Origin of the sequence: Aeromonas sp. 55A (assembly GCF_051919665.1) — a bacterium.
Classification (GTDB): domain Bacteria; phylum Pseudomonadota; class Gammaproteobacteria; order Enterobacterales; family Aeromonadaceae; genus Aeromonas; species Aeromonas veronii.
In genome coordinates, this window is sequence record NZ_JBQBEH010000008.1 from 4,051,244 (window position 1) to 4,064,347 (window position 13,104).

Annotated in this window: 9 protein-coding genes; all 9 read right to left on the reverse strand. The window is 63.9% G+C overall.

Annotated elements, in window-relative coordinates; genetic code table 11:
• Positions 1 to 192: 192 nt before the first annotated feature.
• The 9 genes from ACTG2G_RS22585 to ACTG2G_RS22625 all read right to left on the reverse strand — a co-directional run bounded on the left by ACTG2G_RS22585 (position 193) and on the right by ACTG2G_RS22625 (position 13,058).
• Complete coding sequence (locus tag ACTG2G_RS22585) at positions 193 to 1,293, reverse strand: dihydrolipoamide acetyltransferase family protein (RefSeq protein WP_421386028.1); 1,101 nt, start codon at positions 1,291 to 1,293, stop codon at positions 193 to 195.
• Positions 1,290 to 2,276, reverse strand: a complete 987-nt coding sequence (locus tag ACTG2G_RS22590) for an alpha-ketoacid dehydrogenase subunit beta (RefSeq protein WP_021231077.1) — start codon at positions 2,274 to 2,276, stop codon at positions 1,290 to 1,292. Before ACTG2G_RS22590 ends, ACTG2G_RS22585 begins: the two co-directional genes overlap by 4 nt.
• A complete protein-coding gene (gene pdhA, locus ACTG2G_RS22595) occupies positions 2,269 to 3,357 on the reverse strand; it encodes a pyruvate dehydrogenase (acetyl-transferring) E1 component subunit alpha (RefSeq protein WP_021231078.1) in 1,089 nt (362 codons plus the stop codon). The genes ACTG2G_RS22590 and pdhA overlap by 8 nt, the downstream gene beginning before the upstream one ends.
• A 253-nt stretch (positions 3,358 to 3,610) precedes the next feature.
• Entirely contained in the window at positions 3,611 to 4,480 is an 870-nt protein-coding gene (locus ACTG2G_RS22600; RefSeq protein WP_421386029.1) for a hypothetical protein, read from the reverse strand.
• Complete coding sequence (locus tag ACTG2G_RS22605; RefSeq protein WP_439985859.1) at positions 4,477 to 8,451, reverse strand: amino acid adenylation domain-containing protein; 3,975 nt, start codon at positions 8,449 to 8,451, stop codon at positions 4,477 to 4,479. The genes ACTG2G_RS22600 and ACTG2G_RS22605 overlap by 4 nt, the downstream gene beginning before the upstream one ends.
• Positions 8,452 to 8,576: 125 nt before the next feature.
• Positions 8,577 to 9,338, reverse strand: coding sequence for a 2,3-dihydro-2,3-dihydroxybenzoate dehydrogenase (gene dhbA / locus ACTG2G_RS22610; RefSeq protein WP_421386031.1), 762 nt, complete (start codon positions 9,336 to 9,338; stop codon positions 8,577 to 8,579).
• Entirely contained in the window at positions 9,335 to 10,270 is a 936-nt protein-coding gene (locus ACTG2G_RS22615; RefSeq protein ID WP_421386032.1) for an isochorismatase family protein, read from the reverse strand. The genes dhbA and ACTG2G_RS22615 overlap by 4 nt, the downstream gene beginning before the upstream one ends.
• Positions 10,267 to 11,913 carry a (2,3-dihydroxybenzoyl)adenylate synthase gene (locus tag ACTG2G_RS22620; protein WP_421386033.1) on the reverse strand — a complete coding sequence of 549 codons (1,647 nt, stop codon included), beginning with the start codon at positions 11,911 to 11,913 and terminating at the stop codon, positions 10,267 to 10,269. The genes ACTG2G_RS22615 and ACTG2G_RS22620 overlap by 4 nt, the downstream gene beginning before the upstream one ends.
• The gene (locus ACTG2G_RS22625) at positions 11,910 to 13,058 is read right to left on the reverse strand and encodes an isochorismate synthase (protein ID WP_421386034.1); all 1,149 of its coding nucleotides are present in this window, start codon (positions 13,056 to 13,058) and stop codon (positions 11,910 to 11,912) included. Before ACTG2G_RS22625 ends, ACTG2G_RS22620 begins: the two co-directional genes overlap by 4 nt.
• Between the last annotated feature and the right edge of the window lie 46 nt (positions 13,059 to 13,104).

Genomic DNA, 13,104 nt, shown 5'->3' on the forward strand with positions numbered 1-13,104 from the left:
TTCAAAATAATTACTTATGCTTTTCAGCGGGTAAAGCTCAAAAAACGGGATTAACTTATGAACAACAGGACAAGATGTGAAACATCGTATTCATTGACATAACTATCGCCCTTTCAAGCTGGTTTGGATTATACGTGGCTTTGTAGATTACGCAAACAAATTTGTGCCCTGCCAACGGCAGGGCACAAACTGTTATAAGGTCGCTGCTTCCAACGCTTCGACCAGCGCTTTGAGAAAACGAGCCGCCTCCCCGCCAGTACAGGCTCTGTGGTCAAATGTCATCGACAGCGGCAGTGCCCTGACGGGACGCGCTTCACCATGGATGAACACCACTTTTTCGAACAGTTTGCCAGCCCCTATGATGGCCACCTGCGGCGGCGTGACAATGGGGCTGGCATAGCGACCTGCGATGGCACCGAAGTTGGTGAGCGTAATGGTCGCCCCCTGCAACATCTCGCGCGGCACGGCGCGCGCCTTCACATCGGCGATCATCCGATCCAGCCCCAGCCGGATATCCGCCCCCTCCCGCTCGGCCACGTTCTCCATCACCGGCACATAGAGGCCATGCTTTGAATCCACCGCGATGGCCACATTAACCTCTTTGAACAGCCGCCGTGACAGGGTGTCGCCATCAAACCAGGCGTTCATCGAGGGCTCGGCGCGGCACGCCACGCCAATGGCCTTGATCAGGCGCACCGTCACATCCTCATCAGGCCGCCAGTGACGCAAATCCACCTCGTCGGTGATGCTGACCGGCACCACAGTCTGATGAGAGAGCTCCATCGCCTTGGCCATGGCCCTCCGCGACCCTTTGAGGAATTCGTTGCCACTGCTCTGCTGTGACTCGAATGCCTGCTGCACATCCAGCTCGGTCACCATTCCGCCGCTGCCACTCCCCTTGATCCGGTCGATATCCACACCCAGTTTTTGTGCAAGCAGGCGCACGGCAGGCATGGCTTGCACCAGCGCGCCACCCGGGGCAATGGCCCCCACCACGAAATGATCCTCGATATGTTGCTGATGGGCGCTCACCTTGCCCACCACGGTCCCATCATCTTCGCCCCCCTCGAACTCCACCAGCGGCGCACCGATATGGAGGATATCCCCCTCGGCGCCGCAGAGACGGGCGATCACCCCGGCCACCGGAGAGGGCACATCCACCAGCGCTTTGGCCGTTTCCACCGACAACAGCACCTGATCGACCGCAACGGTATCACCGGCGCTCACCTTCCATTCGACGATCTCGGCTTCGGCCAACCCTTCACCCAGATCCGGTAATTTGAAAAATTTCATAGCCACTGGTTCTCCATCAGCTGGTGAGCGGCATCGGCGATATCCTGCTCGGTGATGAGGTAATACGCTTCGTTGCGATAGTAGGGAACGGCGGCATCCACGCCGGTCAGCCGCTTGGGCGGCGCCTTGAGGCTGGGAAGTGCTTGCTCGGTCACCCGCGCTACAATTTCGGCCCCGACCCCGAAGCTGCCACACGCCTCGTGTACCACCAGCAACCGGCCGGTCTTGCGTACCGAGGTGAGGATGGTCTCCATATCCAGAGGCTTGATGGTGGCCAGATCCAGCACCTCGCACTGGATATCCTGCTCGGCCAGCAGGTTCGCCGCCCGCATCACCTCCTGAATGCAGGCCCCCCAGGCCACTACCGTGATATCCCGGCCCGGGCGCAGGGTGAAGCAGACATCCAGCGGCAGGCCGACACCGTCATCCACCACCTCGGATTTCATCGAGCGATAGATGCGATCCGGTTCGAAAAACATCACGGGATCCGGATCGCGGATGGCCGAGAGCAGCAGGCCATAGGCGCGTCTCGGGCTGGAGGGGATCACTACCCGTAGCCCAGGGATATGGGCAAACAGCGCCTCGACACTCTCGCTGTGATGCTCCGGCGAATGGATGCCCGCGCCATACGGGGAGCGATAGACGAGGGGACAGGAGAGGCGGCCACGGGTGCGGTTTCGCATCCGCGCCGCCTGACAGATGATCTGCTCCATCCCGGGGAAGATGAAGCCCTGAAACTGGAACTCAGCCACCGGCTTGAGCCCCTGGGTCGCCATGCCGACCGCCACCCCGGCGATCAGCCCCTCGGCCAGCGGCGTATCGATCACCCGCTTGAAACCGAACTTGTCGCGCAGGCCAACGGTGGCGCGAAACACCCCGCCGTTGACCCCCACATCCTCGCCCAGTACCACCACATCCGGGTCGTGCTCCATCTCGTAGTGAAGGGCCATGTTGACTGCTTCCAGCAAACTGATCTCACTCATGGCCCACCTCCTGCTTCATCCCCTTGGCAATCACTCGCTCGCGCTGGGGCAAGAGTTCGGCGGGCAGGCTGGCGTAGTGATAATCGAGCATCGCCTCCGGCGGCTGGGGCGCCATCGCCTCATAGCGGGCGACCGCCTGCTCTACCTCCCGGGTGGCTTCCGCCAGCAGGCTCTGCTCCTGCTCTTCATCCCACCAGCCTTGGCTGTGCATAAACTGGCGCAGCCGCTTGACCGGCTCTTTCGCCCAGGCGGCCTCGACCTCGGCCCCGTCGCGATAGCGAGTGGCATCGTCGGCCGTGGTGTGATCGCCGAGGCGATAACTGACCGCTTCTATCAGGGTCGGCCCCTTGCCACTGCGGGCCCGTTCGACGGCACTGCGCGCGGCATCGTAGACCGCGACCACATCGTTGCCATCCACCTGCAGGCTGCGCACCCCTGCACCAATCCCCTTTTGGGCCAGCGTAGGAGCGCTCGATTGCAGCTTGCGTGGCACCGAGATGGCCCACTGGTTGTTGTTGACGATGATGACCATCGGCAGGTGCCATACCCCGGCGCAGTTGAGCCCCTCCAGAAAATCCCCCTTGGAGGTACCGCCGTCGCCGATAGTGACTACGGCAACCCGCGGTTGATTACGCAGTTTGAAGGCCGAGGCAATACCGCAGGCGTGGGTGATCTGGGTGGCGATGGGGACGCAGATGGGGAGATCTTCAGAGGGAGTTCCATCGGGTTTGAGAAAATAACTGCCCCGCTCGTCACCACCCCAATATTGCAGGTTCTTCTCCATCGGTACGCCCCGCACATAGAGGGTGGGCATGTCCCGATAGTAGGGAACGTAGACATCCTGCGGCTGCATGGCGAGACCAATGCCAATCCCCACAGCTTCTGCGCCGAGATGGGAGGGAAAAGTACCGAGTTTGCCGGTTCGTTGCAGCGCTATCGCTTTTTTGTCATAGCTGCGCACCATCACCATATTGCGGTAAAAGGTGTGCAGTATCGCCTTGTCCAGCCAGGTCGGTAAGGTGGCGACCGGGCACCCTTCCGCATCGAGGTAACGAAGGAAAGGGATGTCGACATGGGTCATAACTGGCTCCTTGCCGTTGTAGGCGTCACCGATGCTGGTGACACTTAGATGTAAATACCTTGTTAAATAAAAAGCAAAGGGATTTACTCAGGTAAGACCAGTAGAAACTTCTTTAAAGTAGCGAAGGAGCTGAATTTTCGGCGATGAGTGGCAAGGTATGCCGTAAATGGTGCAACTTTGCAGCGCTGAATGCAGGATGCCAAATGTGAAAAAGGGGAGCCTTGCTCCCCCATTGAGTTACTCAAGTCAGCAGTTACGCCAGCCACTGTTGCAGCTGGCGGGCCATGCCAACTGGCAGCAGGTGAGCGCGACTCAACAAGCGGCTGCGCCAGGGCTCGGCCAGCAAGGTGGGGCAAATTCGCATCTCCCGCCCCCGGTCAGCCACGCGCACCAACCTGTCGATAAGAGTTTCCAGCGGCGGATGCACCGGCCAGTGGGGATAGAGATTGGCAGTCCTGATATCGGCCAGCTCGCACACCCGCTCCTCTTTCTCATCTCCCTTCCCAGCAACCATTGGCCAAGGGTGAAGCACCTGCAGCCAACCCGGTCTTGCCGCCTCCAGCAACTGACCCAGCGTCGGCTGAGCAAAGTGGGGATCTCCTGCGGCTTTGAGCAGATGACGCGCCCCTGCCAGCACCACCACGCCGCGCGGAGGAAGTGCAAGAAGATAGTCAGCCTGCGCCTGATCCCGCCCCCTGTTGTGCTGCTGCCATCGCTCCGGACTCATCTCCTGCCACTCGAATGAGGGCTCGCAGAGATGCACCCGCAGCCGCACATGTTCGGGGCGCGCCAGATTGCTCTGGCGCAGGGCGGCAAAGAAGGCCGGAAACTCGGGGGCCATCCAGGCAGGAAAGGCGCAAGAGTCGAGCCAGACCGGATAGAGCCGTGCCAGCGTCAGCGGCTCACCCTGCCAGCTCTTCTCCCCCGTCAGCCAGGCATCGAGCAAGCCCTGATGGCGGCGGTTGCCGCACTCCAGCACCAGATCGGTCATGACTCCCCAGAGCGCCGGATCACACAGCCAGGCATGCTGGCGCCGGATAAAATCCGGGTGCCAATGCGGCTCCCCCAGCCCCACCAGCTTGCCCGCCAGCAAGGCTTCCCGGATGGCGGCAACCGGGGTCATGCGTCCTCCTTCTGCCGGATGTGCGGTTGCTGCCCGACCCCATCGACCCGCTCACAGATAAGGGCGCCGACCTTCGCCAGCCAGTCGGGATGCACCATCTCCTGATGCAGACAGGGGAAGCGCTCATAGCGGATCTCCTCTTTTGTCAGCGACTCCCAGCCGCGCCCATCCAGCCAGGGCTGGCGAGAGGCTGACGCCTCGATAAAGATCACCTCCCCGTGGTAGCAGTAGTCGACCGGCTCACGGATGAGCCGGTTGTTGTGGCCCACCAGCTCAATCATGGCGCTCACCACCTGCTCGTCGAGCATGGCCAGCGCACTCCCCTCCGCCCCCAGTCGGGCCACCACCTCGTCACGAGTAAGGGAATCGAGCGCATCGTCCGCAACCGCAATCCCCCCCATTCGCAGCAGCGCATCGAGCATCCGTTGCTCGTCGGGCAACGGCTGGGTTTGCCACTGCTGACAGGGGTAGGCATCGAGCAGCAGCACCATGGCCACCTCCTGTCCCTGCTCTTGCAGCATGGCGGCCATCCGGTGCACCAGCATGCCCCCGAGCGACCAGCCGAGCAGCCAGTAGGGCCCCTCGCTCTGCTGACGACGCAGCTCGGTCACATAGTCGAGGGCCAGCTCGTCGAAGCTGGCAGGCAGAGGTGCATCCGGCTGGCAGAGCGCTCGCGCCTGCAGGGCATAGACCGCCATGTCGGTCGGCAGATGGGGCACCAGGGGCGCATAACACCAGCCGAGCCCCCCTGCGGGGGGGACGCAAAAGAGGGTGGGGCACGATGTGCCAGACTGCGCACCATGCGCCCGCAGGGGCAACAGCATGGGCATGGCCTCCCGCTCGCCGCCAAGACGACGCGCCAGCTGGGCTGGGCTCGGCGCTTCGAACAGGCTGGCCAGAGTGAGACCCTGTCCTATTGATTCCTCAATACGCACCACCAGCTGCGCCGCCAGCAGGGAGTGGCCGCCGAGGGCAAAGAAGTTATCGTCGGCGCCGACCCGCGCCAGCCCCAGAACCTCGGCGAAGAGGCGACAGAGCCGCTCCTCCAGCAGGTTTTTTGGCAGCGACTGACCGACCGCCGACGCTATGTCAGGCAGCGGCAGCCCCTTGCGATCCAGCTTGCCATTGGGGGTGAGTGGCAGCTCGGCCAGGTTTACCAGGAGCCCCGGCACCATGTAGTCGGGCAAGGCGGCGCCAAGGGCGGGTGCCAACTCGGCCAGCGTCAACTCGCTACTATCTGCGGCCACCACATAGGCCACCAGACGGCGATCGCCGGGGGCAAATTCGGGAGCCAGCACCACCGCCTGCGCCACCCGGGGATGGCGCAGCAGTACTTGCTCGATCTCCTCCAGCTCGATTCGCAGGCCACGGATCTTCACCTGAAAATCGAGGCGCCCCAGATACTCGATGGCGCCATCCTTGCGCCAGGCAGCCAGATCGCCGCTGCGATAGAGCCGTCCCGTCCCGAAGGGATTGGCAATAAAGCGCTCGGCAGTGAGCTCGGGCTGACCAAAGTAGCCCTCCGCCACCTGCACGCCGCCGATCCAGAGCTCGCCTGCCACACCGGGGGGTACCGGCTGCAACCAGGGGTCGAGAATGTGGATGCAGGTATTCCAGACCGGATAACCGATGGGCACGCTGGTCACCGCCTCGTCTGCCCGGCAGGGATACCAAGTGACATCCACCGCCGCCTCGGTCGGGCCATAGAGGTTGTGCAGGGGGGCTGAGAATGTCCCATACCAGCGCTGCACCAGATCGGCGGGCAGCGCCTCGCCGGAGCAGAAGACCTGCCGCAGTGACCTGCAACATGCAGGCTCGGCTTGTGCGACGAAGATCTGCAGCATGGAGGGGACAAAGTGCAAGGTGGTGATCCCCGCCAGCTCAATCAGCTCAGCAAGGTAGGCGGGATCCTTGTGGCCGCCCGGTTTGGCGAGCACCAGCCGCGCCCCTGTCATAAAGGGCCAGAAAAACTCCCAGATGGAGACATCGAAACCGGCAGGGGTCTTTTGCAGCACCCGATCCGCCGGGCCGATGGGATACATGTGCTGCATCCAGAGCAGCCGATTGACGATGGCGCCATGGCTCACCACCACCCCTTTGGGCCGACCGGTCGAGCCGGAGGTGTAGATGATGTAGGCCGCATCTTCCGGCTTGGAGGCTGGCAGCTCACAAGGTGCTACAGCCGCCAGCTGCTCTGCCACACCGGGGGCATCGAGGTAGACAAGTGGCGCCGTCACGTCGAGCGGCATCAGAAGCGTCCGGCTGGTCAACACCAGCGCAGGATCGCTGCTGGCGAGAATGTAGCCGATCCGCTCCGCCGGATAGTCAGGGTCAACGGGTACATAGACGGCCCCCGCCGCCATGATGGCCTGCTGGGCGAGGATAAGCTCGGGAGAGCGCGGGATCACCACCGCCACCCGGCAACCGGGGCCCACGCCCCTCCCCGCCAGATAGCATGCCAGCTGGCGGGTGCGCTGGCGCAGCTCAGCCACACGCCAGCGCTCGGCACCACACTCCAGCGAGATGGTGCTCTGATCTGCCGCCGCCAGCCCCTCGGCCAGCAGTGCGCTCAGGGTGGTGGTCGGCAACGGATGGTCGGTCTGGTTCCAGCGCGTCAGCTCAGCCTGCTCGCAGGGCAGCAGCAGCGGCAAGCGCACTGCCTCGACTTCGTCACCCGCCTCACTCCAAGCGGCCAGATAGGCTACCAGTCGGGCCAGATGACATTCACTCTCCTGTTGGCTGAAGCGTCCCTGATGTGCTTCGAGGGTCAGGGTCATCGCGCCTGCCTCCTCGGCAAAGTAGAAGGCGCACTCCTCCACCGGCCCCGCCGCCAGCACCTGCACCTCACCACGAACCTGGTTGTGCCCTTCACCAAAGCTGAGGGTGCGGGCAAAGGGCATCAGATTGACCTGGGGGCCAAACAGCGGCTGGCCCGGCTGACGCTGTTGCAACCACTCCTGACGGCAGCCCTGATGACGGCGCAGGGCGGCAAATTGCCGCTCGACCTGTGCCAGCAACTCCCCTACCCGGCTGGTGCCGCTCAGCTCGATGCGCAGGGGCACCACATTGACCTTCATGCAGGGGGTATCGGCCGCCGCTGAGCCCAGCCGCCCCATCAGCGGAATACCCAGCACCACCTCGCCAGCGCCGCTCATCCGCTGCACATAGCTGGCCACCGCCGCCAGCAGCAGACTGTAGGGGTGATAGGCCGAACGACTCGCCCGTGCCACCAATGCCTGCCACTGGCGGCCAGCCAGCCGCTGCTCAAGACGATAGGTGGGGCCCGGCCCTTGCGCCGGACGGCGGGAGAGCGACGCCGGGTTCTCCACCCCGGCCAGCTGCTGCACGAAGAAATCGCGATCCCGCGCGGCACGCGGCGAATCCTGATAGGCCGCCTCCTCGGCCAGCAACTCCTGCTGGGTCGCATAACGACAGGGGGCTGGCTGCTCGCCGATGCAAAGCGCCTCATACCAGCTCGCCACCCGCTGGCAGAGCAGGCTCAGGCCAAAGCCGTCGATGGCGATATGGTGCACGGCGATAAACCAGGCCCACCGCCCCTCGCCAAGGCGATAGAGGGTGGTGGCAAACAGCGGCCCCCCGGCCAGATTGAAGGGGACGGCCAGCTGCGCACGCATCTCGGCCTGCGCGACTGCGAGCGGGTCGGCCTCGCTGCGCAGATCCCGCTCGGTCAGCTGCCAGCAGGCGGGGTTGGCCACCATTTGCGGGCCATCGGCAGTAGCCACAAAGGCGCAGTGCAGACCGGGGATCTCGTCGATGGTCTGGCGCACCGCGCGGGTGAAGTGATGGGGAGCCAGCGCCCCCTCCAGCAGCCAGTACTCGCCGGTATTGCAGGCGGGGCTCTGCAGGTATTTTTGCTGGGCAAACCAGATGCCCGCCTGAGCAGTGGTAAGCGGCCAGCGCGGGTGCTCACCACGCTGGTGAGTGGCGCGCATCGCCATTGTCTGTTCCATGGGAATGTCCTTGCGCAAACATCGGGCGGGCAGCGGCTTGCCTCTGCCCGCATGGCTGAAAAGCGAGGAGGCCAGGCCTCCTCCATAAAGAGAGTGTCACGCCTGCCAGATTGGCAACGCGCGGGCTAAGCCCCCAGGGTGGCACCGCCATCGACCACCAGATCCTGCAGGGTGATATGGCTCGCGGCATCGGAGGCGAGAAACAGCACGCAAGCAGCCACCTCGTCGGGGGTCCCAAGTTTGCCAAGGGGGATCCCCAGCTTGAACTGCCCGGGCAGGCCCGCGATGGTTCGCAGTTCCCCTTCTCGCTGTTCCCCCTCCTGCCACATGCCGTACAGCATGGGGGTGCGGGTCGAGCCCGGCGACACCAGATTGCAGCGCACCCCATAGGGGGCAAGCTCCAACCCAGCCGTTTGGGTGAGGCTGGTCAGCGCCGCCTTGGAGGCGCCATAGATACCCATCCCCACTCGCGGTACCCGACCGGCATTGGAGGAGACATTGACGATGGCGCCCCTGTGCCGTCCCTGAAACCAGGGGGTCAGGGCCCGCATCAGATAGAAGGGGGCGAAGGTGTTGATGGCGAAGGTGCGCTGCAAGAGGGCGTCATCCACCTCATCGAGCCTGCCGGTCGCCAGTACGCCCGCGACATTGACCAGTACATCGGGCCCCAGCCCCTCATCCAGCAGCTGTTCGCAGCAGCGGGTCACGGCCTCGCTGTCGCTGACATCGATCACCACCCTCTTCACGTTGCCGGGCAGTGCCTCGGCCAGTTGCAGATCGAACGCAACCACGCTGGCCCCTGCCTCGGCAAAAGTGCGCGCCACCGCATGGCCAATTCCCTGCGCCGCGCCGGTCACCCAGATGGTTCTACCTTGCCACTCGCTCATGGGGTGCACTCCGGTTCACTGACGTGATCTTCGTTGACCACCTGATAAGCCGTGGCCTGACTAACGTGAAGCTGACGGGAGAGGAGCTCCCACCAGTGAGCCAGGGTCGGCGTGCGGGCCAGCTCGGCCAGATCCACCACCAGCTCCTGCTGACGCCACTCTTCCACCAGCCCCATCACAGCCAGCGAGTCGAGACCGTAGTCGAGCAGGTTGTCATCCTCGGTGGGCTGCTCCTGCTGCATCTCGGCGGGCAGCCGTGCCAACACCTGAGCACGTAGTGACTCCCGAGTCAAAGGGCGTTTGCTGGCCGCCATCACCTCGGCCACGGTAATCACCCGACCGGCATTGCGGCTGACGTAGGAGAGCGCCAGCAGATGATCTTCGCGGGAAAAATCGGCGATGGCATCAGCCACCAGGAAGGGGCGAATATCGCGCATAAAGGAATCGACCGCCGTCTGCATCACCCCGATATGGCCGTAGATGCCGCAGATCACCAGCTGATCCCGCCCCCATTGGGCCATCAGCTCTGCCAGTGGAGAGCGGCAAAAAGCGCTGTAGCGCCACTTGGTCAGCACCGTATCCTGCGGCTCGGGGGCCAGCGCCGAAACAATCGGCTGACGCTCCGGCGCTCGGGTCAGCCCCGGCCCCCACATGTCATTGAGCAGCGCCCGATCGACCTGACTCTGTTCGGCGGGCTGGGCGGTATAGACCACCGGCATGCCGAGAGCACGCGCCTGACGGATCAGGGTGGCGATATGGTCGATGACCTGATTGATCAGCGGATTGTCCGGCCCGTAGAAGTCGACGAAATAGTGCTGCATATCGTGGACCAGCAAGGCGGCGTGGCCCGGTTCGAAGGGCCAGTTCACCCGCCCGGTGGGCAGCTCCTCGGCGGTAGGCAGCGGATAGGCGGCGAGGGATTGAATGGTCATGCACACTCCTTGGCGAGCTGCTCGCGCAGCGTCTGTTTGTCTATCTTGCCGACCGGGGTGTGGGGCAGTTGCTCCACCAGCACCAGGCGATCGGGCAGTTTGTAATCGGCTACCCCCTGCTCGCGCAGGAAACGGCGCAAGCGGGGCAGATTGAGGGGCTCGCGGCACATCAGAAAGGCGCAGCTGCGCTCCCCGAGCATGGGATCAGGCATGGCGACCAGCGCCGCCTGCCGTACCTCCGGGTGGGTCAGCAACAGCTCTTCAATCTCGAGGGCGTCGATCTTCTCCCCGCCCCGGTTGATCTGATCCTTGTTGCGCCCCACCACCATCAGATGACCGCCGGGCAAGCGGCAGACCAGATCGCCGGTGCAGTAGAAACCGTCCCGGTCGAAAGCGCGCTGATTGTGGGCATCAGCCTTGAAGTAGCCGCGAAAGGTGTAGGGGCCACGCGTCCAGAGCTCGCCACACTCGCCATCGGGCAAGGGGTGCCCATCGCTATCCCGCACCTCCACCTCGTCACCCGAGCTCATCGGGCGGCCCTGGGTATTGACGATGTGCCACTGGTCATCCTCGGTGCGGGTGTAGTTGACCAGCCCCTCGGCCATGCCGAACACCTGCTGCAAGCGGCAGCCAAGGCGGCTCGCTACCGCATCGGCGTGAACCGGGCTGAGGCGCGCCCCTCCCACCTGCACACACTCCAGAGAGGTCTGCGGATAGTGGCTGGCCGCCTCCAGCCAGAGCGCCAGAGCCGGTGGCACCAGTGCCGCCCAGTTGACCTGATGGCGCTGCACCAGCGGCAGACAGGTTGCTGCAGAGGGATCCTTTGCCAGCACCACGCAGCCACCGGCATAAAACACCCCGAGTGCCCCGGGGGAGCTCAGGGGAAAGTTGTGGGGCGCTGGCAGAGCGCATAGATAGATCACCCGCTCATCCCAACCGCACACCTCTACGCTCTGGCGCACGCTGTAGCCATAGTCATCGTGGGTACGGGGGATCAGTTTTGGGGTGCCGGTGCTGCCGCCGGAGAGCTGGAAAAAAGCGACCTGATCGGCCGGGGTAGGAGTTGGCGCAGTTGCCGCCAGCGGCGAACCATCAGCACTAGCCATAAATTCAGGCCGACGCCATGCAAATCCTGACTGAAGATCGCCACCTTCTGCTGGCTCGAACAGCAGTGTCTGACTGGAGGACGATGCCAACTCTTCAAGGGCCACGAGACTTCCCGCTGCACCGGCAAAGCCAGGATGGGAGGGACTCAGTACCAGCAAGGCAGGTTCAATCTGGCGGGCAAAGGCTACCAGCTCGCGCCGCTGATGGCTGTAGAGGGCATGCACCGCCACCACTCCGCAGCGGATCAGGGCAAACCAGCAGATATAGAACTCGGCGCAGTTGGGCAACTGCACCAGCGCGGTATCGCCGTGGCCCAGCCCGCGCGCGGCCAGCCGCGCCGCCAGCGCATCAACCTCACGCTTTAACTGGCCATAACTGAGGGTACGTTCGCCGCAGATCAGGGCCGCGCGCTCGGGATAACGTTCGGCGGAGTCATCGAGCAGGGCGGTGAGCGGTTGCCCGCGCCACCAACCTTGTGCTCTGTAGTGGGCCGCCAGCTCGGCGGGCCAGGGAGTAAAGGGCACCAGCGGCTTCATATTGTCAACTCCGGCTCCCGGCTTTCGAGGCCAAACGCCCGCAGCATGGTGCCGAGCTTGGCGGCGGTCTCCTGCCACTCCGCTTCCGGCGAGGAGCCCACCACAACCCCGGCGCCGGCATAGAGCCGCAATTGTCTGCCAGCCAGTACGCCACAGCGGATGGTGACCACCCACTCGCCATTGCCATCGGCATCCATCCAGCCGACGGCACCACAGTAGAAGCGGCGATCGTACCCCTCGAGCCTGGCGATGGCCTGACGCGCAGCCGAGAGCGGCGTGCCGCATACCGCCGGCGTCGGGTGTAGCGCCAGTGCCAGTGCCAGCACGGGAGAGGGTTCATGGAGCCGCCCGGCGATGCGGGTCGAGAGGTGCCACATGGTAGGAGTGGCGATCACCTGCGGCTCCGTGGGGACATCCAGCTCGCGGCAGAAGGGAGAGAGGGCCGCAGCGACCGCATCGGCCACCAGCGCATGTTCATAGCGATCTTTTTGCGCCCCCAGCAGTTCGGCACTGGCCGCCTGTTGTTCAGGAAAAGCGTGGCGCGGACGGGAGCCCGCCAACGGATTGCTCACCACCGCCATCTCGCTGCGCGATACCAGCAGCTCGGGGCTCGCGCCAAGCAGGGTCTCTCCCTCCGGCAGCGGGATCTGGAACACATAGGCGCCCGGATTCTGGGCCAGCAGAGAGCCAAAGGCGTGTGCAGGTGAGGTCTGCTCTGCGCTCTGCACGTCGATGGCGCGCGACAGCACCACCTTCTCAAGCTGCCCCTCGCTGAACTGCTGCAGCGCCGCCCGCACCGCCCCCTGATAGTGGGCAGCGCCGGTCACTTCACTCACCTCACCATGGAGCTGGCAACAGCGGGCGGGCAACAGGGCATCCCTTGCGACCCACTGCGATTGCGCCGGGATCACCAGATGCCAGGGGGATTGGGTATCAAACGGGATGGCGCCGATGGCGATGGGATTGACCATCCCCTGCTGGCGCAACTGACGCAGATGGGCGAGCAGTTTTTCCGGTGGGATGCCGGTAAAACTGTCGTGGATACCGGAAGCGACCAGTACCCTGTCACCGCTGGCAAAACAGCACACTTTATCCAGCCCGACCGCTGTGGCGGGCCACTCTCCTTCCAGTGCATGGTCACACATGACGGTGCTACTCCTTGGAATGAATCACTACCTGAAACGACAGAAT

What these genes read in the sequence shown, in the direction of transcription:
- ACTG2G_RS22585 (WP_421386028.1), bottom strand. Translation starts at nt 1,293, where the DNA reads ATGAAATTTTTCAAATTACCGGATCTGGGTGAAGGGTTGGCCGAAGCC.
- ACTG2G_RS22605 (WP_439985859.1), bottom strand. Translation starts at nt 8,451, where the DNA reads ATGGAACAGACAATGGCGATGCGCGCCACTCACCAGCGTGGTGAGCAC.
- dhbA (WP_421386031.1), bottom strand. Translation starts at nt 9,338, where the DNA reads ATGAGCGAGTGGCAAGGTAGAACCATCTGGGTGACCGGCGCGGCGCAG.
- ACTG2G_RS22600 (WP_421386029.1), bottom strand. Translation starts at nt 4,480, where the DNA reads ATGACCCCGGTTGCCGCCATCCGGGAAGCCTTGCTGGCGGGCAAGCTG.
- ACTG2G_RS22590 (WP_021231077.1), bottom strand. Translation starts at nt 2,276, where the DNA reads ATGAGTGAGATCAGTTTGCTGGAAGCAGTCAACATGGCCCTTCACTAC.
- pdhA (WP_021231078.1), bottom strand. Translation starts at nt 3,357, where the DNA reads ATGACCCATGTCGACATCCCTTTCCTTCGTTACCTCGATGCGGAAGGG.
- ACTG2G_RS22620 (WP_421386033.1), bottom strand. Translation starts at nt 11,913, where the DNA reads ATGAAGCCGCTGGTGCCCTTTACTCCCTGGCCCGCCGAGCTGGCGGCC.
- ACTG2G_RS22615 (WP_421386032.1), bottom strand. Translation starts at nt 10,270, where the DNA reads ATGACCATTCAATCCCTCGCCGCCTATCCGCTGCCTACCGCCGAGGAG.
- ACTG2G_RS22625 (WP_421386034.1), bottom strand. Translation starts at nt 13,058, where the DNA reads ATGTGTGACCATGCACTGGAAGGAGAGTGGCCCGCCACAGCGGTCGGG.